Raw genomic sequence first — 19,402 nt, 5'->3', positions numbered from 1 at the left:
TGGCATATCGGCGCACGTTGGTTTGCCCATGCACAGCGACATCCAGATGGGCGCTTGCTACATCTACGCCAACAAATTGGGTAGCTTGTTGGATCTTCATCGTACAAAATACGAGTGCCGGGGTGGGCCCTGCTGTCGGCGTGAGCTTGCAAGAATTGGAGATCGAGACTGCATCATGCAGGTGACGTCGCCAGGTTCCTTATCGTCGCTCGGCGCAGGGATGGGGTGCTGACTCAGTAAGTCGGTCCATTGGGTCTAATGCAATGGCCGATGCCCGTCGATGTCCCTCCATCCCGGCTCCTCGCCCTTTCTTCATGGTTGGTTGATGGAAACCAAACCATACAAGCCCGTCTAAGGGTCGAAGCCTTGCTTGTGGCTTCGACAGGTGAACGGCATTAGGTAAAGCTCATCCCATCTCGACTCGCTCGCCCGGCAGTCTCGTCGCCTATGCCAAGGCACTTCCTTGATCTTTACAATTGCGGCCGCATATTCATATGCTCACCCCTGGGGAAACACTCTTGGGGCCGTGCCAGACGCAACCTGTTGACCATAATGAAAACCATTGACGAGATGCTGCACCTTGACTTGTTGACCTCAGATCAGCACGCTCAGATCGGCGCATGGATTGCGCAGGCCGGATCGGCCGATGAAATTTTGAAAATGCCTGCGCCCCTCTGGCTGGCCCTGGAGCGCGCCAGCGCCGCAATGGGCCTCGACCAAGACCTCGCGCGCAATCCTCAATTTGATGAGATCGATACTCTATGGCCGTGACTTGATGGGTCTAGTCTGAGTATCACCAAGGCTAAATATTACTCGGGCGTTCGCCCTCGCGTCCAGACTGTGAGCAAGCCCTAGCCCATGAGCTGAGAGCGGCCAAAAGCGCCATAACTTCGATCTTCGATAGCGACCGCCGCGCACCGCTATCTCCGTCAACTGCTCAGGCAAGTTACGACTCCCGACGCTATCAGCTTCTCGATGCGCTCCTCATCGAAGCCAAGGCGTCTCCGCGGCTTCAAACAAACGCCCGTAGCCAACTGAGCGGTCAGAGGAGCTGACATGCAACTGCTTTTTCTCAAACTACCCCCTCGCTCCCCCGCTTCATCTCGTCATCCCTGGTTGGTCGGCCCCCGCGTAGGCGGGCTATCCGGGGGGTGGAAAAAGGCGACGATTTTCCGTATTCCGCCGCGCGCCTTCGCCTGATCTCGACTCCTCTGCGTATACATAAAAATCATCGTTTACCCTATATTTCACCAAATTTAGCTTGAATATCCACTTAACATGACATCAAATCGACATCAACGTATACGTAAATAGCTTCTGGCAGTTTGCGTAGCGTGCAGAGCATGAGCGATCGAGGCTCGGTACGAAACGCACATAAGGAGCGGAAGATGAGCATTGGAAAAATTCAACGGGTGGTGAGTCGCGCGGCGGCCTTCACAGCGGTCTCAGCCATCGCTTGCAGCGCTTGGGCACAACCCACCGAGAAAATCAAGGTGGGCCTCATGCTGCCCGCAAGCGGCACGTTTGCAGCGCTCGGGACAGCCATTGAAAACGGCTTTCGAATGTATGTAAGCGAGCAAGGCGGCAAGCTCAGCGGGCGAGAGATCGAATACTTCAAAGTCGACGACGAGTCTGATCCTTCCAAGGCCATGCACAACGTCAACCGCCTGATCAAACGCGACAATGTCGATGTGCTCGTGGGTACCGTGCATTCCGGCGTCGTCATGGCGATGGCTCGTGCAGCCAAGGAAAGTGGCACTATTCTCATAGTGCCAAACGCTGGTGCCGACGCAGTCACCGGAGTGATGTGTGGCCCCACCATCTTCCGCTCATCCTTCAGCAATTGGCAGATCTCCTATCCAATGGGCGTCATCGCGGCCAAGCAGGAAGGCAAGAAAAACGCCATCACCATCAACTGGAAATATGCGGCCGGTGAAGAAGCGGCAAGTGCCTTCAAGGAAGGATTTGAAAAGAACGGTGGCAAGGTCACCAGGCAACTTACGGTGCCGTTTCCGAACGTGGAATTTCAGGCGTTCCTGACCGAAATCGCTGCGGCGAAACCGGATGCAGTATTCGCCTTTTTTGCAGGCTCCGGTGCAGCGAAATTTGTGAAGGATTACCACGCTTCGGGTCTGTCCAAGAACATTCCACTGTATGGTCAAGGCGCGCTCACGGATGGCACGCTGGACGCGCAAGGCGCCTCCGCCGAAGGCATTCTCACCACCCTGCATTACGCAGACGAACTAGGCACCGAGCGCGACAAGGTTTTCCGCACCAACTACGCGAAGGCCTACAAGCTCGCCCCCGATGTGTACTCCGTGCAGGGCTACGATGCAGCGCAAATGCTGGCGGTCGGCTTGAAGGCTGCGGGAGGCGATATCTCCAAGAAAGACCTCTTCCGCACTGCGATTGAGAAAGCCACGATTCCAAGCCCACGCGGTGACTTCACCATAAGCAAGTCGCACAACCCTGTGCAGGACATATATCTCCGCAAGGTAGAGGGCAAGCAGAACACCAAAATCAGCATCGCAGCAAAGAAGCTGGCTGATCCTGCACACGGCTGCAAACTCTGATCAAAACACCCGCAGGGCTCGTCATACCTGGAATGGCGTGAGTCGGTTCTCAGCCAACTCACGGATTCAGTTCGTTCTTCAACACGACAAGAGGTTGCCGTGGATCTAGCTACGTTTCTGGTGCAGTGCCTGAACTCGATTCAGTACGGACTACTGCTGTTTCTGCTGGCCTCGGGGTTGACGCTGATTTTCGGGATCATGGGGGTGATCAATCTTGCGCACGGCAGCTTCTACATGATCGGGGCGTATATGGCGTTTACGCTCGCGCCGTATATAGGCCAGCACTTCATTAGCATGCTGCTGGTCGGCGTGGTTCTGGCCGTGGCCATTGGGTATTTCCTGGAATGGGCGTTCTTCAGTTTTCTGTACGAGCGTGATCATCTGCAACAGGTGCTGATGACCTTCGGCCTGATCTTGGTGTTTGAAGAGTTGCGTGCCATTCTCGTAGGCAACGATGTGCACGGTGTGCAAGCACCCGCTTGGCTCTCGGGAAGTTTCTCGTTGGCTGGCATCATGACCTACCCGTGGTATCGCGTTTTTGCTGCAGTAACTTGCCTGATTGTGGCGTTGCTCATGTATTGGATGGTGAACCGCACACGCCTTGGAATGATGGTGCGAGCGGGCGCTAGCAATCGCGACATGGTGCGCGGCCTGGGCATCGACATCAAGCGCCTGTACCGCATCGTTTTTGCAATGGGCGTGGCATTGGCCGCGCTTGCGGGAATGATCGCTGCACCGATGAGTTCCGTCTACCCCCACATGGGCTCAAGCGTACTCATCATTTGTTTCGTGGTAGTGGTCATTGGCGGTATTGGATCGATCACTGGCGCGTTGGTGGCTTCGCTTCTCGTGGGCTTTGTGGACACGTTTGGCAAGGTGTTTTTCCAGGAACTGAGCGGAATGAGCATCTATCTGCTCATGGCAGTCATTTTGGTATGGCGCCCCGAAGGCCTGATGGGCAAGAGGAGCTGAGCCATGACAACCCAAACCCTTCAGGCGCAACCAACGGTGCAAAATTTGCGCGATGAAGCAAAAGCGCAAGCCGAGGCGCCAATACTTACCTCCAAAGACATGTCTGACTCGGTGCTACGCAGTGGCAGTGCATGGCGGAGGCTGAATCTGATGGTGCCGCTGATTTGCGCGATCGCGCTAGCCGTGGCTGCACCCCTGTGGTCGTCATACCTCTCAGATCTGGTGGTGAAAGTGATGATCATGTCGATCTTTGCACTCAGCCTGCAGTTGCTGGTCGGTGGCACGGGCTTGGTGAGTCTTGGGCATGCCGCATTCTTTGGTATTGGTGCCTACGCCACCGCTCTCGCAATGCCTCCTTTCGGCGGCAATCTGCTGATGCTTCTAGGCGCTGCCTTGATGGCTGCTGCGCTAAGCGCATTGGTCATCGGAACACTTAGCCTGCGCACCAAGGGGGTGTACTTCATCATGGTGACGCTCGCCTTTGCGCAGCTCGCGTTCTTTGTGTTTCACGACACCAGCGTGGGCGGCGGCAGCGACGGCATCTACCTAGATGCGCGCCCATCCATCGGCTTTATCGACATGGAAAGCAGCCGCACCCAATACTACGTGGTGCTCCTCTCTCTGGTGTTGGTCTACGGGCTGCTGACACTCATTCGCCGCTCCCGCTTTGGTGCCGCCCTGGCAGGAATTCGCGTGAATGAGCAACGCATGCGTGCGGCGGGTTTCAGCACCTATTGGTACAAGCTCGCGGCATTTGTGCTTGCGGGTGCGCTCGCCGGAATGGCAGGGTTTTTGCTGGCCGCGCGAGACGGTGTGGTGAACCCCGAGTTGATGGCATGGAATCATTCTGGTGAGGTTTTACTGATGGTTATTCTGGGTGGCATCGGCTCGCTACGCGGTGCAGTCATTGGCACCGTGGCGTTCGTGGCGTTGAAGGAATTGCTGGGTACGCATGCGCTGGTCGGCGCTCTGGCCGATCACTGGCAACTGACGCTCGGCATTTCCATCATCGTGCTTGTCGCTTTGCTGCCCAGAGGCGTGATGGGTATTGGCGATCAACTCAAGAAATGGCGCCCTGCCAAATCCCCATTTGGGGCGCAGCATGACTGACGTACAACACCCCAAGCTCTCGGTTCGCGGCTTGACACGGCGCTTTGGCGGACTCATCGCGGTGAAGGACGTCGATCTCGACCTGCACGAAGGCGAAGTCCACGCCGTGATCGGTACCAACGGCGCGGGCAAATCGACGCTGATCAACATGCTCTCAGGCGAAATGCCCGTCTCAAGCGGCACCATCAAGCTCGAAGGCAAGGACGTCACGCGTATGCCTCAGCCACACCGCTCCAAAGCAGGTATTGGCCGCAGTTATCAACGCACAACGATATTCCAGGAGTTCACCGTGCTTGAGAACTGTCGCCTTGCCGCCCAAGCTCAGTCGCACACCAGACCGTGGCACATCTGGCAAGCCTCGCAGCATTGCGCCTCTAGTCTCGAGCGGGCGCGCGATGCGCTTGGACGCGCGGGGCTAGAGGCTTATGCCAACACGCACGCGGGTAGCCTGAGCCACGGTGCCAAACGACAGCTGGAGGTAGCCATGTGCCTGGCCACGCAGCCGCAGGTATTGCTGCTGGACGAACCGCTTGCCGGCATGGGGTCGGAGGAAACGGAACGCATGCTCGGTTTGCTCGGTGACTTAAAGAGCGGGCACGCCGTGCTGCTGGTTGAGCACGATATGGATGCAGTGTTTCGCATCGCCGATCGCATCACCGTGATGGTTAACGGCAGTGTAGTCGCCACAGCCACGCCCGACCGGATACGTATCGACCCGGTAGTGCGGACAGCGTATCTGGGAGAAGAACAGCATGACTGAACTGCTTGCAGACCGCACCACGACGAACGCCGCATCAACAACGATGTTCCGCATCGAAGGCATCCACACCTATTACGGCGACAGCCACATTCTGCGAGGCGTGAGTCTGGAACTGACGCAAGGCCGGGCGGTCGGCCTCCTCGGCCGCAACGGCATGGGCAAGACCACGTTGATCCGCACGCTCATGGGATATGTGCAAGCACGCGTAGGAAAAGTACTTGCCGATGCACGTGATGTGACGAACTATCCCCCCGAGAAGATGGCGCGCCTTGGCATCGGCTACGTGCCTGAAGGCCGTGGGGTGTTCCCGAATCTGACCGTGAAGGAAAACCTGCAAATGAGCGCACGCGCAGGTTTGAACGGCGAACGCGATTGGACATACGACCGCGTAATGGATACATTTGCGCGGCTCAAAGAACGTTGCAACAACCGCGGCGACCAGCTTTCAGGTGGAGAGCAACAAATGGTCTCCATCGGTCGAGCCCTGATGACCAACCCACGTCTGATGATCCTGGACGAAGCCACTGAAGGCCTGGCGCCTTTGGTGGTCAAGGAAATCTGGCGTGTGATTGCAGAAATCCGCCAAGCCGGGGTCTCCACGCTCATTGTCGACCGAGACTATAAAAAGGTTCTTGCGCACACCGATCACGCCGCAGTGATGGAAAAAGGCCAGCTTGTGGTGGCCACCAACTCAGCGCAATTGTTGGCTCAACCCGAACAACTGGCGCAACTTCTAGGTGTTTGACGTTTTCGATTCGGCAACACAAGGAGGGCGTGCAGGAAAGGCCGTGAACTCTTCAGGTACAGCCGGTGCTTCTGGCGCTCGAAACCTCAGGGCCGCACGATCATGCGCAAGCCCGCCAGATCAAGCGACGAGTCCCCCTGCAAGAAGATTTGATGAAGGTATCGCCAAGTGGAGCGCGAATGCTCAATCGCCAGCGCTTCAGCACGTGTGCCTTCGCGAAGTTCGATGGCCTCCACAATGGAGCGATGTTGCTCCTGCGCATAGATCACGACCTGTAGCAACCCGTCCAGATTCAGCGGGGAAGCGCTTGCAAATGCATTCGGCGTGGCAAATGGAAGCACCACCAATCGCTCAAGCGAGCGCTTCAACATTGGACTATTGCAAGTGTCTTGCATCAAATCGTGGAACTGATCGTTCAGACGCACATATTCAGCCAAATGGTCCCATGAATGCTTGAGATTCTCGACCGCTACATCGAGCTGCTTCACGACCTTTTTCAGCGCTTTCAGCACCTCGGGTGGCGCGCCTCGTTCTGCAGCCAAGCGTACTGCCATGCCCTCGAGATTCCCGCGTACAGCGATCGCATCAAACACATCGGTTACCGAGAACTTGACTACAGCAAAGCCCCCGCCAGGAAGCGGCTCCATCAGTCCTTCTTCGCATACACGTTGCATTGCAGTGCGCGCGGGCGTTCGGGAAACGCCCAAAGTGTCGACGAGCATTTGCTCAAGCACGCGCTCCCCGGGGCGCAAGCGGCCGTCAATGATGTAGCCCCGCAGTCCCATGATCGCCTTGATCGTTTGGGATGCACGCGAGTCTTTGGCGGAATCGGGTTCTAGGTTTTGGTCTGCCATGGTTGGAATCATCTTAGCTCGAAGCAACAACGTATACGTAACTATGCTCGTTTTCCCTTAAATATTCAATTTTCCATTTGAAAATTCAGCCATTTTGGCGTCAAATCGAAAACAACGTATACGTTAATGCAATTCAGTCTACCGGCACTTGCGTTAGTACACGTGATCGCGCGGAGTCGAAATGAATACAGGAGTCAAAGGCTTGTTCCCAATATATACACGTCAAAAGCCGACTTGCGGTTTGCCCAGGTGATTGGCATGCCGACGCATTCGCTGTGCCGACGAGTCCTTGTGGGCGTACTTGAACAGCTAGCAAACAGAGCGCACCCTGCGCGCCCGTATTCACGCCTAGGGACTCTCTAGATCTTCATCGGACTGAGTAACTTTTCTCCGTCTCATCTTTCAGTTGGGAGAACGATATGTTCATCAAAGACGCTTGGTATATCGCGGCCTGGGCTCACGAGGTCAAAGATCAAGTCCTGGCTCGCAAAATCTGCAATGAGTCGATTGTGATTTTTCGAGACAAAGCCACCCAGAAGGCTGGCGCGCTGCGCGACCGTTGTTGTCACCGTGGCACGCCTCTGAGCTACGGCCAGGTGGTCCAAGCGGGCCTGGAATGCGGATACCACGGGTTGATCTTCAACACTGCAGGGGCCTGCGTTCACATTCCCGGGCAAGCAAAAATCCCCAGCAAAGCGTGCGTTCAATCATTCCCATTGGTTGAAAAAGATGAGTGTCTATGGATCTGGATGGGTGATCCTGAGAAGGCCGACGTCAGCAAGATCGTCGACTATCCGTATCACAACGATCATGCCAAGTGGCCGCACAAGCATGAGGTCTATCACGTCAAGGCCAACTCCATGCTCATGGTGGACAACCTGATGGATCTGACCCATCTGGCTTATGTGCACAAGAGCACCATCGGCGGCAGCAACGCCAACGCGCATATCGAAGCACAGATGAAAGTCACGCCCAAAGATACCGGCCTGCACTTTATCCGCTGGCTGCTGAACTCGACACCACCACCAACTTACAAAAAAGCCGTTCCAGATATCGGCGAGCGCGTAGACCGGTGGATGGAGTTCGAGTTCGTTGCGCCTGGAAGCGTCATTCAGTGGACCGGTGGGCTTAAGACTGGCATGGATGCTCAGAACAACCGCGACCAAGAGGGCGGGTTCTCTCTACGCATTTTCCACGGCCTGACACCTGAGACCGAAAGCAGTTGCTTTTACTTCTGGTCTGCAGCAAACGGCTATCGCCAGAATGATCCTCAGGCAACAGAAGATCTGTTTCACGAAATTACCGTGGCGTTCAGCGAAGACAAAGGCATTGTTCAGGCGCAGCAACGCATGCTGGATGAAACCGGCACCAGCGATCTGGTCGACATCGTCTCCGATCAGGCTCGCGTGCATATGCGGCGGACAGTAACCAGATTGCTTGCCCAGGAGCAGCAAAGCGCTGCTTGAACAATGAAAGTGCAACCACGGTAATGTTCCTTCAGGACAAGCGCCATGGCTCGCCCTTTCGTTACCTGAATGATCCAAGACGGCATGCGCCGCAACGAATCCTTATATGAGCATTCCGAAATTGACAGTGCGTGTGGCGCGCAAGACGCTGGTAGCACAAGGCATCTGTTGCGTTGAACTAGTGTCGGCTAGTGATGCTTATGCACTTCCTGCGTTTACGGCGGGCTCCCATATCGACGTTTACTTACCGGGTGACATCGTTCGCCAATACTCGCTGTGTAACGATCCGGGCGAAACTGACCGCTATGTGCTCGGCGTGCTGAACGATCCCAACTCTCGCGGTGGATCAAAAGCGATGCACGAGGCAGTGACGGAGGGATGCACGTTAGAAATCAGCGAGCCAAAGAACCATTTCGAGCTATCTCCCGATGCAGAGCAACATGTGCTTTTTGCGGGAGGCATTGGCATCACCCCCATCCTTAGCATGGTGCAATTTCTGGCTCGAAACGGCCGGCCGTTCAAGATGCACTATTGCACTCGCTCCAAAGCCACTACAGCGTTTGCGCAGCGTTTATCAGCGCCTTCACTCGCTACGCATGTCACCCACTACTTTGACGATGCCATCGGCACACCAAAACTCGAACTTGAAGCCGAGTTGAAGACCTTGCGACTTGGAGCGCACATCTACGTCTGCGGCCCCAAAGGGTTCATGGATTGGGTTCTGGGCACCGCACGCAGCTACGGCTGGCCGGAAAGCCAGTTGCACTACGAGTTCTTTGCAGCAGATGCACCAGACCTTTCGGATGCCGACAGCTTTGACGTCAGGATCGCCAGTAGCGGACAAGTCATCACCATCGCCAAGGACAAGACTGTGGTGCAGGCATTGGCTGAATGCGGTATCGAGATCGAGACCTCATGCGAGCAGGGGATTTGCGGCACATGCCTTACAGGTGTGAAGGAAGGAAGGCCCGATCACAAGGATCTATTCCTCACTCAAGCAGAGCACGACTTGAATGACCAATTCACGCCCTGCTGTTCGCGCTCGCTCTCGCCATTGTTGGTGCTTGATTTGTAGTTTCGGCAGCTCCGGGGCGTTAAGGGGTTTTGACGGCAAGCTCAGGTTCAGCCGGGTCCCTTCAGTCGCCCGGCAATCAATAGGACTTGGGCAATCCCAGCACGCGTTCGGCGATGTGGCTGAGCACCAGCTCGCGGCTCACAGGTGCAATGCGGGGGAGCATCGACTCACGGAAGTAACGCTCCACATGGTATTCCTTGGCGTAACCGAAGCCACCATGCGTACGTACCGCCCTGTCACAGGCAGTGAATCCCGCCTCCGCCGCCAGTATCTTGGCCGCATTGGCCTCTGGGCCACAAGGGAGACCGCCGTCGTAGAGCTCCGCAGCATGAAAAACCATCAAGTTGGCCGCTTCCAATTCGGCCCAGCTCTCAGCCAACGGGTGCTGAATGGCTTGGTTTTGCCCGATAGGACGCCCAAAGACAATGCGCTCTTTTGCATAGGCCGTAGCCTTGGCCAGTGCCCGGCGGCCGATTCCGACGGCCTCTGCGCCCACCAAGATCCGCTCAGGGTTCATGCTGTCCAGGATGATTCGAAAGCCCTGACCCTCTTGTCCTATGCGATCTCTCTCAGGCACAGGTAGGTCGGAAATGAAGATGGCGTTGGAGTCAACTGCGGCTCGACCCAGTTTCTCGATCTCGCGCACCTCGATATGCTTGCGATTCAGATCCGTATAGAACAGTGTGATCCCGTCCGTTGGTCGCTTTGGGTCATAGGCCGCGGTACGCACCAGCAGCATGATTTTGTTGGCAACCTGAGCAGTGGATGTCCAGACTTTCTGGCCATTGATCACATAGCCATCGCCAGTGCGAACTGCGCGTGTGCTCAGCTGAGTGGTGTTCAATCCCGCATCGGGCTCCGTCACCCCGAAGGCGGTGAGGTCTTCGCCGCGAATCAGAGGCGGCAGCATACGCTTGCGCTGCTCCTCTGTGCCATGCTTGACCATGGCATGGGGCCCGAAAATATTGATGTGAATGCTTGAGCAGGCGGCCATGGTGCCAGCAGAGCTGGCTATGAGCTGCATCATGTAGGCGGATTCGGTCACACCCAGGCCCGCACCGCCATATTCCTCCGGCAAGGAAATACCTAGCCAACCGGCCTTAGCCATGGCGTCACGAAATTCATGTGGAAACTTGTGCTCGCGATCCAGCCCCAGCCAGTAATCGTCATCGAATTGGTCACACAGGTCGGTGATGGCGTCGCGGATTTGCGCCAGCTCGGGGGTCATGGTGGGTTTGGTCATGGCGGTGATGCAAGATCCAAGTTGAAGGAAAGTGGCAGGATGTCGTCCCCACCAGGCGCAAGAATACAGTGAAGTTATTATTTTAATGTACTGTTTTTAGGACTTTTACTTCTGTGCCAAGCATTGGCCAATTTTTCAGCATTCCGTCCGCGTATTGGGCCTGAGCCTGTGGCGATGGCTTGCCTCCCCAGATTTTGTCGTTGGCGTCCGAGGCAAAATTCGTCCAGATGGAAAAGACTAGGCGTTGCCAAGACGCAGAATTGGCAAAAGACTTGCTTATGAAACAGTTCAGATGTGTCGCTTTAGCAGCGCTCCTTAGCGCTCCTGCATTTTCGTATTCGCAACCGCACGTGCAGGTCGGTTTTTCCCCCGAAGGTTCAGCGCGCCAACTGGTCCTGGAAACAATTCAGAGCGCGCATCAGAGCATTCACATGCTCGCTTACGCGTTCCAGGCGCCAGACATCACGCAGGCCTTGGTGGATGCCAAGAATCGTGGCGTGGATGTCCGCATCGTGATTGACCGCAAGCGCAATCTGAACAAAGCCAGCAAGGCGGCCATGGATCTCGTGACCCGCAACTCTATTGAGCTCCGAACCAACGACCACTTTCACCTCCATCACGACAAGACCATCATCGTAGACAGTAATGCGGTTCAGACCGGTTCTTTCAACTATGCACCGTCTGCAGAAACGCTCAACTCGGAGAATGTAGTGGTCATTCGCGATATGCCGGAGGTCTCGCGTCAGTACCTTGCACACTGGCAATCACGGTGGGAACTTGGAAAACCGTACCCAGCGCGCTAGGCTATCCGTGCCTCCCAGCCAACGCCAAAGTCACATTTCTGTAGATTTCCCAGGCACCTTCCAGCTGACACAGTGGGGCTGCGGGCCCCAGGCGTAGTGAAATCGCGCGTCCCGGCAAAGACCAACCGACTGGGCGAAGCGATCGCCCATTCAACCATCAACCAGGTTGATGTCGATACTGACGGAATGCAACCAAGCCGATCAGGCCCAGCAGCAACAGCAAAGCAATGCCTCCCAAGCCAGGTACTGGCGCGGGCGGCGGGGGCACGACTACGTTTCGGGTCACTGAAGCGCTCGAAAGGTTGTTACCCGAGGATGCGTCCCGACCACCATTGTTGTCGTTGTCCGCGCCTGTGCCTCCAGTGATAGCAATGTTGCCGCTGTCGGGCATGGGGAAGCTCACAGTGCACGTCAGCACCCCATTACTCACGACATTGGTCGGGGCGCTGCAGACCGGCGTTGGGCTGCCGGGCAACGCAGCAGCATTCGGGATGCTGCAGAACGCATTGAAGGCTGTGCTGCTTCCGATGTTCGTGCAGGTCGTAGTGCAACTAACAGTGGTACCCGCCCCTGCCGTGCTCGGTGTGCAGATGGTCGCGCTGTTCAAGTCAGTTACCGGGCGCAGTGCCAAAAGATTACCCGTGGAGCCCGCCGGGGGCACGCTGACGGTGATCGTCTGCACAGTCGTGCTGCCCGCCACACTGGTGTTCAGACTGCCAGGATTTCCGTCCTCACCAGTCGTGCCTTGTTGCGTGTAAGCAGCCTGAAAACCTGTCGGCGGCGTAGTGGTCACAGAGCAGTTCGCTGCGACAGGTACGCCTTCAAAACTGAAGCTGCCGTCGGCGCCGGTGTTAATGGGGCCGGCACTGAAACTTGGGTCGGTGCAGCTCAAAGAAACGCCGACCACTGTGCCTGCGTCCACGCTGTTGCCGTTGTCTTGTGTGTTGGCCGGCGTGCTGCCTTCCGTATAAATCCGGCCCGACACGGCGGCGACCTGGCGCAATGCAAAAAGGTTGCCCGTGGAGCCCATCGGCGGCACGTTGACGGTAATTGTCTGCATAGTCGTGCTGCCAGCCACACTGGTGTTCAGATTGCCAGGATTGCCGTCCTCACCGGTCGTGCCTTGCTGCGTGTAAGCAGCCTGGAAACCTGCCGGTGGGGTAGTGGTCACAGAGCAGTTGGCAGAGATAGGCACGCCTTCAAAACTGAAGCTGCCGTCGGCGCCGGTGTTGATGGGGCCGGCACTGAAACTTGGGTCGGTGCAGCTCAAAGAAACGCCGACCACTGTGCCTGCGTCCACACCGTTGCCGTTGTCTTCTGTGTTGGCTGGCGTACTGCCCTCCGTATAAATCCGGCCCGACACGGCGGCGACATGGGTCACATTCAACATGAAGGGAATGGCACTTTCCACCCCTTCCACAGTGGTAAAGCCGATGCAGCCGATGTCAACGCGAGCCGCAATGCAGGTGTCGTCTGGCAACGGATTGGCTGCTGGCGCTGGAAAGAAGCTGAATACGAATTCGTTACCTCCAAACACCACCGTACGATTGGTAGAACCATCCAACACCCAGATATCACTGCATGGGGTGCCACCAGAGACCGCACAAGGAGGCGTGTTCGGCGTTTCTGAAAACCGGATGGTGTAGATAAACGTTTGATACTCGTAAGCATCGCCGCTGTCCTTTATTCGCATGCCAAGCGTGGTTTGGATCTTTGCACTGGCCAAGGTCGCGTGATTGGTAGCCACAAGATTGTTGTGATGGGTGTAGGTATTGGCGAATTGCGCTGCGCCATTCACCGTCAATGAGCCGCTCTGCGGGTTATTCGAAATGCCGATGCCGCTACGGCCGGTACCGGCAGGGCCGACGGGACAAACGCCCCAGGAGATAGAAGAGTTAGTAACCTGCTCACACCCGTTCGTAGTGCTTGGGCCGGCGCCGTTGAAGGTGGTGTCACCTATACCTATAACAAACGCCGCGCTGACGGTGTAGTCCCACTCCACGGGAGCGGCTGACGCATTCCCTGCGGCTAGTGCCAAGAGAAATCCGATAGCGCTGATGCGCTTCATCCAACGTTGCATTCTTTTCTCCAAAAAAGAACCGACCGGGTCGACTCACTTCATACGCCCCACCGTTTTCTACTTACGCCTTCGACGGGCTTGGCTTTTGCCAGCCATCAGGCGCTAGATTCCTTTTTGTCGAAGTCACAGTGGACGCGTTAGATTTGGAAAAATGTTATACAAGTTACGATTTTTAACGTTTGCTTTCTAAGATCCTCGTTTGGTTTTAATCAATTTGGATTCAAATTTCGAAGAATAATTTTCAACAAAAATAGGACAACGTTATTCACTTTGCAGCTTTAACCGCGTTATCGGCAGGATCGAACCTAGCTCATGTAGCCAAGTTCACGCGCGACGGTGTAGTTACCTTGCCCATCACTGCTACGCCAAAAGCGGTAAACCGCGCATATGCGCTTCGCGGACAGCGAGATGGGAATCGAAATCGACCAGAACCCGGGCGTCAATATTTACAGCACGTTCCAACACGTGCAGACCACGAGTAGTGGCAGTGGGCCGGGCTTATAGACCACGCAGTGCATTGTTTCGGTCCCGGGTGGATCTTTGGGCGTGACCAGCGCATCTCGGGCCAAGACACTGGATCTCCGTGTCGATCACCGAGACGTCTGACGCACAGAACAAACGGCCAAGGGCGCTGAGGCTAGCCGTTCGACTGAATACAACTCACCAAAAGCTTGAAGGGTTCAAGCATCCGTTCCTGCGGAACACTCGCGAAACCGAGTAAGAGACCACTTGATTTCGTACTTCCCAAGTAATAGCGCGAAAGTGGCCGAACCAAAACCCCCAGTGCCCCCGCGGCGTCGGAGATCGCAACATCATCACTGCCATTTGGCAGAGCCAGGACAAGGTGCAAACCTGCCCCCGTGTCGTACTCGTGAATCCAGCCACGGCCAAGCCATTGCTCTATAAGTTGGATGAGGTATGCCCTGCGCGCTTCGTAAATCAACCGCATTTTCCTAATATGCGCGGCGTACTCGCCACTGTTGATGAACTCAGCCAATGCGGCTTGCATCAGCATATGGCCACCACGGTAAAGCTCCGACTGAGCCGTTCGCAAAGCCATCGCCACGTCTGATGGCACCACCATGTACGCTATACGCAGGCCTGGATAGAGGGTTTTGCTGAATGTCCCCACATAGATTACCGGGGCGTTTGGTATCAGTCCCTGAAGAGAGGGGACGGGTTGCCCGATGAAGCGGAACTCACTGTCGTAGTCATCCTCGACCACCCAAAAATTGTGATGGGCGGCAGCACTTATCAGGTCGAAACGGCGCGCCATGCTCATCACCGCCCCGAGCGGATACTGATGTGAAGGCGTCACAAAAGCAAAACGCGGCGGGTCGCCAGCAGGACACATGCCGGCGGAGTCCACTGGCATAGGAACAAGCCCGATTCCGTTGACACCTAATACGCTCCGGGTGCCCCAGTAACCAGGCTCCTCCACCCACGCTTTGTCACCTGGGTCCCCAAGAACGCGTGTGATCAGATCAATCGCCTGGTGCACGCCCTCGGTCACGATGATTTGACTTGGCTCGCACACGACAGATCGAGCCTGCCGAAGATACACCGACAAGCTGCTATGCAGCGGAGGATAGCCGCCACCCGCGGAGTAACTCAGCGTGGAAGGCGGAAGGCTTCGGGCCAGTCTGGCGGTAATTCTGGCGAGCTTTCCATGTGGTGCCTGGGTGATGTCAGGCACTCCTGGCAGAAACGCCCCCCACTGGCGGGCATGAGCTAGAGCACCGTCCACCACCTTGCGGCCACGCACAGAAAGTAGCGAGGCGGTACGGCGGGCCGCAGGCGCGTCACCCCGAGAGTTGCGGGGAAGCAGGGGTAAATCGGGAATGCGTTCGGCCACGTAAGTGCCGCTGCCAGTGAGCCCCCGGACGTAGCCTTCAGTGTTGAGCTGCTCGTAGGCATACATGACCGTATTGCGAGAAATGCCGAGTTGCTCCGCCAGATCACGCGAGGGCGGTAAACGCGACGCAGCCGGCAAGCTGCCGTCGTGAATAGCTAGGCGCAGGCATTCGTAGAGAAGGCGGTTGATGGCGGTGCCAGGCTGGGATTGCCGGTCAGCCAGTAGTCGTTGCGACAACAGGTCAACACTGATTGGTCTCAATTGGCCCTATTTAATTAAACAAAGTGGAACCATAGTGTAGATCCACTTTGATCTCTAATTCGGCCTCATCTCATCATCGTTTCCTGATTTCCATGAACAACCAAAAAATTGATCAACGCCGCGTTGAGGCGGGTCCCCGCGGTGTCGGGGTACTGTGCAATTTCTACGCAGACCGAGCTGAGAACGCGACCATATGGGACGTTGAAGGTCGCGCCTACATTGATTTCGCCGCAGGTATCGCCGTGCTGAATACCGGCCACCGCCACCCTTTGGTCGTAGCGGCAATTCAGGCGCAGCTAGAACGATTCACCCACACGGCCTACCAAATCGTTCCCTACGAAAGCGCAGTGGCCCTTTTGGAACGTATTAATGCAGTGGCGCCGATAGATGGTCCAAAGAAGACTGCACTTTTCACGACTGGCGCCGAGGCTGTGGAGAACGCCATCAAAATCGCGCGCGCCTACACCAGGCGCCCCGGAGTGATCGCGTTCAACGGTGGCTTCCACGGCCGTACCATGATGGGGCTGGCATTAACCGGCAAGGTTCACCCTTACAAGCTTGGCTTTGGGCCATTCCCAAACGAGGTCTACCACGTGCCGTTCCCGAACGCTGCCAAAGGCATTGCGGTCGAAGACAGCTTGGCAGCACTGGAGCAACTCTTCAAGTGCGATATTGAAGCCCAACGGGTGGCTGCCATCGTGTTGGAGCCTGTACAGGGAGAGGGCGGCTTCAATATCGCCCCCGCCGAACTGATGGAGCGACTGCGGTCCGTTTGCAATCAACACGACATCCTGCTGATTGCGGACGAGGTTCAAACCGGCTTCGGGCGCACCGGCAAGATGTTCGCGATGGAACACTTTGGCGTCCAACCCGATATCTTGATCATGGCAAAAAGCCTTGCGGGCGGGATGCCGCTTTCGGCCGTGTGTGGCCGCGCCGAAGTGATGGATTCGCCCGCCCCCGGTGGACTTGGTGGAACTTACGCGGGTAATCCACTTGCCGTAGCAGCTGCGCATGCCGTGATGGATGCAATCGAGCAGGACAAGTTGTTGAGTCGTTCGATTTCACTAGGCGCCCGCTTGCAAGAGTTCCTTGACGATTGGCGAGGCCGCTGGGCCGCAATCGCTGAAGTCCGGGGCCTGGGCTCCATGGTCGCTGCCGAATTCACGGATCCGGAGACCGGCAAGCCCGACGCGGCCACCGTGGCCCTTGTGCAAAAACTGGCACTAGAGCGCGGCCTGCTGCTCCTCAGCTGTGGGTCGTATGGGAATGTCATACGTTTTCTTTACCCATTAACGATCCCCTACGCACAGTTTGAGGATGCGCTCACGAAGCTGTCTGAAGTGTTTGCGTTAGTCGCAGAAATCAACGTCATCTCGTAGCGAACGTTCATCCATATGAAATCCTCTCCACTTGCTTCACTCAAAGATCCGACTTTGCTGAAAACCGACGCCCTTATCAACGGTAAGTGGTTTAAAGGTAGCCGTCGCTTTGATGTCAACGATCCGGCCACGGGATTGAAACTGGCCGACGTACCCAATCTGCATGCCTCCGATGCGGAAGAAGCCATCGCCTCGGCCGACACCGCTTGGCCTGCCTGGCGCTCACACACTGGCAAGCAACGTCACGCCATTCTGATGAACTGGTTTGAATTGCTCATGGCTCACCAGGAAGATCTGGCCCGTATCATGACCGCCGAACAGGGCAAGCCTTTCTTCGAAGCGAAGGGAGAAGTGGCCTACGCGGCCAGTTTCATCGAATGGTTTGCCGAAGAAGCCAAACGCGTCAACGGCGAGACCCTGCCGCCGTTCGATAGCAGCCGTCGCCTGATGGTCATCAAACAGTCCATTGGCGTATGCGCCGCCATCACTCCCTGGAACTTCCCGCTGGCCATGATCACCCGCAAAGTAGCGCCTGCGCTGGCAGCGGGCTGTCCGGTGGTGATCAAGCCCGCCGAACAGACCCCGCTTACCGCACTCGCCGCGGTTGAACTTGCTGTGCGCGCAGGTGTGCCAGCCGGTGTCATTAGCATACTCACTGCCGACAGCGAGAACAGTATTGCCATTGGCAAGGTGCTTTGCGAATCGCCCGTAGTCCGCCACATCAGCTTTACTGGATCGACCGAAGTGGGGCGTATTCTGATGGCTCAGAGCGCACCTACCGTTAAAAAATTGAGCCTGGAACTTGGAGGCAACGCGCCATTCATTGTGTTTGACGACGCAGACATCGACTCTGCGGTCGCGGGTGCCATGGCGAGTAAGTTCAGGAACGCTGGACAGACATGCGTTTGTGCCAACCGGATCTATGTACAGGATGGTGTGTACGACAGATTTATCGAAAAGCTTGCGGCCAAAGTGAAAACATTGAAAGTCGGCAATGGGTTCGAACATGGCGTGGAACAGGGGCCACTCATTGAACCGGCGGCCGTCGCCAAAGTGCAGGAGCACTTGGAAGACGCGGTAGCCAAAGGTGGTCGGGTAGTGGCAGGCGGCCAAAAACTCGCAGGCCAGTTCTTTCAGCCGACCGTAGTGGCGGATGCCACGCCATACATGCTTTGTGCGCGCGAAGAGACGTTTGGGCCATTCGCACCCGTCTTTCGATTCGAAAAAGAACAAGAAGCCATTGACGCAGCCAACAACACTGAATTCGGCCTGGCCAGCTACTTCTATAGCCGGGACGTGAGCCGTGTTTTCCGAGTCGCAGAGGCCTTGGAGTACGGCATGGTTGGAATTAACGCGGGCATCATTGCAACCGAACACGTGCCGTTTGGCGGAGTGAAGCAATCTGGCTTAGGCCGCGAGGGCTCGCACCATGGCATTCAAGATTATCTGGAGTTGAAATATCTTTGCCTGGGCGACATCTAGGGGCCCATCTGGAGAATCCGCATCACATGCACCAAAATCGTCGCTACGACTTATGGAGATGGCCGCATCCATGCGGCTGCCTTCACCAACATAGCGATGTAAGTGAGCGCCTCCGAAACATCGCGCTCGATAATGTGCCTGGCAGAAGACTTGTCCCTGCTGCGCAGCGCATTGCACAGTTCATAACGCCACTGAGGGCGGTCCTGTTGAATCTTCGCGATGTATTCGGGATGCAGCAATCTCAGATACGGTCCAGTCTGGAGCCAAAGCATCTCTATATGCCGAAGCAATGTGGGCAGACCACTGGCGGCATAGAGCTTGAACTGAAATTCCGCCACCCGTTTGGAGTCGGTTAAAACATCGTCCGCGCTGCGTGCTGTATCCACCATTCGGGCAATGGTTTCGAGATGATCAATCTCCTCAGCCGTGATACGTTCTGCCGCCCTCTCAGCGGCAAGGCCTTCGAGGGCCTTACGTATATCGAGCAACTCGAATATCTTTTCCCTCGAAAGAAGCGGCACCGTCACCGAGCGACTGTGCTCCTGTACAAGGACACCTTCAATCACCAAACGGTGCAAGGCTTCACGCACAGGGGTGAGGCTGACCTGGAAATCATTGGCCAGTTGCCTAAGGATTAATTTCTCGCCGGGGGCGAACAGCCCGCTCAACAGGGAGGTGCGTATTCCCGAATACACAACGTCGCGCATGGCGCCTTCAGTCGCATCACTCGCCATGAAGCAC

General features: G+C 56.4%; 17 protein-coding genes. 12 read left to right on the top strand and 5 right to left on the bottom strand.

What is annotated here, in order from left to right:
* The first annotated feature begins 552 nt into the window (after positions 1–552).
* The 7 genes from G518_RS0117745 (at position 553) to G518_RS0117720 (ending at position 6,160) form a co-directional block, all read left to right on the top strand.
* Positions 553–771, top strand: coding sequence for a hypothetical protein (locus G518_RS0117745; protein WP_028603705.1), 219 nt, complete (start codon positions 553–555; stop codon positions 769–771).
* Positions 772–1,056: 285 nt separating this feature from the next.
* On the top strand, positions 1,057–1,200 hold the full coding sequence (locus G518_RS40690; RefSeq protein ID WP_211231734.1) for a hypothetical protein: 144 nt from the start codon (positions 1,057–1,059) through the stop codon (positions 1,198–1,200).
* A 188-nt stretch (positions 1,201–1,388) separates the two neighbouring features.
* Entirely contained in the window at positions 1,389–2,573 is a 1,185-nt protein-coding gene (locus G518_RS0117740) for an ABC transporter substrate-binding protein (protein ID WP_051236947.1), read from the top strand.
* A 99-nt stretch (positions 2,574–2,672) separates the two neighbouring features.
* Complete coding sequence (locus G518_RS0117735) at positions 2,673–3,545, top strand: branched-chain amino acid ABC transporter permease (protein WP_028603703.1); 873 nt, start codon at positions 2,673–2,675, stop codon at positions 3,543–3,545.
* Positions 3,546–3,644: 99 nt separating this feature from the next.
* A complete protein-coding gene (locus G518_RS0117730) occupies positions 3,645–4,655 on the top strand; it encodes a branched-chain amino acid ABC transporter permease (protein ID WP_051236951.1) in 1,011 nt (336 codons plus the stop codon).
* On the top strand, positions 4,648–5,415 hold the full coding sequence (locus G518_RS0117725; RefSeq protein WP_028603701.1) for an ABC transporter ATP-binding protein: 768 nt from the start codon (positions 4,648–4,650) through the stop codon (positions 5,413–5,415). The genes G518_RS0117730 and G518_RS0117725 overlap by 8 nt, the downstream gene beginning before the upstream one ends.
* A gap of 43 nt (positions 5,416–5,458) precedes the next feature.
* Positions 5,459–6,160, top strand: a complete 702-nt coding sequence (locus G518_RS0117720; RefSeq protein WP_028603700.1) for an ABC transporter ATP-binding protein — start codon at positions 5,459–5,461, stop codon at positions 6,158–6,160.
* 86 nt (positions 6,161–6,246) lie between these two features.
* Here G518_RS0117720 and G518_RS0117715 read toward each other — a convergent pair whose 3' ends face one another.
* Complete coding sequence (locus G518_RS0117715) at positions 6,247–7,014, bottom strand: GntR family transcriptional regulator (protein ID WP_028603699.1); 768 nt, start codon at positions 7,012–7,014, stop codon at positions 6,247–6,249.
* 419 nt (positions 7,015–7,433) lie between these two features.
* Between G518_RS0117715 and G518_RS35660 the strand changes: the two genes are divergently transcribed.
* Positions 7,434–8,480: an aromatic ring-hydroxylating oxygenase subunit alpha gene (locus tag G518_RS35660; protein ID WP_051236943.1), complete on the top strand. Its 1,047-nt coding sequence runs from the start codon at positions 7,434–7,436 to the stop codon at positions 8,478–8,480.
* A gap of 106 nt (positions 8,481–8,586) precedes the next feature.
* The gene (locus G518_RS0117705) at positions 8,587–9,555 is read left to right on the top strand and encodes a PDR/VanB family oxidoreductase (RefSeq protein ID WP_028603698.1); all 969 of its coding nucleotides are present in this window, start codon (positions 8,587–8,589) and stop codon (positions 9,553–9,555) included.
* Between the two features lie 76 nt (positions 9,556–9,631).
* Here G518_RS0117705 and G518_RS0117700 read toward each other — a convergent pair whose 3' ends face one another.
* Positions 9,632–10,798 carry an acyl-CoA dehydrogenase family protein gene (locus G518_RS0117700; RefSeq protein WP_028603697.1) on the bottom strand — a complete coding sequence of 389 codons (1,167 nt, stop codon included), beginning with the start codon at positions 10,796–10,798 and terminating at the stop codon, positions 9,632–9,634.
* A 227-nt stretch (positions 10,799–11,025) separates the two neighbouring features.
* Here G518_RS0117700 and G518_RS0117695 point away from each other — a divergent pair, with 227 nt between their 5' ends.
* Positions 11,026–11,601 carry a phospholipase D family nuclease gene (locus G518_RS0117695; RefSeq protein WP_342663773.1) on the top strand — a complete coding sequence of 192 codons (576 nt, stop codon included), beginning with the start codon at positions 11,026–11,028 and terminating at the stop codon, positions 11,599–11,601.
* Between the two features lie 157 nt (positions 11,602–11,758).
* Here G518_RS0117695 and G518_RS0117690 read toward each other — a convergent pair whose 3' ends face one another.
* Both G518_RS0117690 and pdxR read right to left on the bottom strand, forming a co-directional pair.
* Positions 11,759–13,681 (bottom strand): THxN family PEP-CTERM protein, encoded by a 1,923-nt coding sequence (locus G518_RS0117690; protein WP_028603695.1) that lies wholly within the window; start codon positions 13,679–13,681, stop codon positions 11,759–11,761.
* Positions 13,682–14,318: 637 nt separating this feature from the next.
* Positions 14,319–15,773, bottom strand: a complete 1,455-nt coding sequence (pdxR, locus tag G518_RS0117685) for a MocR-like pyridoxine biosynthesis transcription factor PdxR (protein ID WP_342663772.1) — start codon at positions 15,771–15,773, stop codon at positions 14,319–14,321.
* Positions 15,774–15,889: 116 nt separating this feature from the next.
* Between pdxR and gabT the strand changes: the two genes are divergently transcribed.
* Positions 15,890–17,179, top strand: a complete 1,290-nt coding sequence (gabT, locus tag G518_RS0117680) for a 4-aminobutyrate--2-oxoglutarate transaminase (protein ID WP_028603693.1) — start codon at positions 15,890–15,892, stop codon at positions 17,177–17,179.
* Positions 17,180–17,188: 9 nt separating this feature from the next.
* A complete protein-coding gene (locus G518_RS0117675) occupies positions 17,189–18,661 on the top strand; it encodes an NAD-dependent succinate-semialdehyde dehydrogenase (protein ID WP_028603692.1) in 1,473 nt (490 codons plus the stop codon).
* Positions 18,662–18,711: 50 nt separating this feature from the next.
* On the opposite strand, the gene G518_RS0117670 is transcribed toward G518_RS0117675, so the two are convergent.
* The gene (locus tag G518_RS0117670; protein WP_211231733.1) at positions 18,712–19,368 is read right to left on the bottom strand and encodes a GntR family transcriptional regulator; all 657 of its coding nucleotides are present in this window, start codon (positions 19,366–19,368) and stop codon (positions 18,712–18,714) included.
* Between the last annotated feature and the right edge of the window lie 34 nt (positions 19,369–19,402).

The organism is Ottowia thiooxydans DSM 14619 (assembly GCF_000422885.1).
In the GTDB taxonomy this organism is placed as follows: Bacteria; Pseudomonadota; Gammaproteobacteria; order Burkholderiales; family Burkholderiaceae_C; genus Ottowia; species Ottowia thiooxydans.
This window is presented reverse-complemented; position numbering and strand designations above follow the sequence as displayed.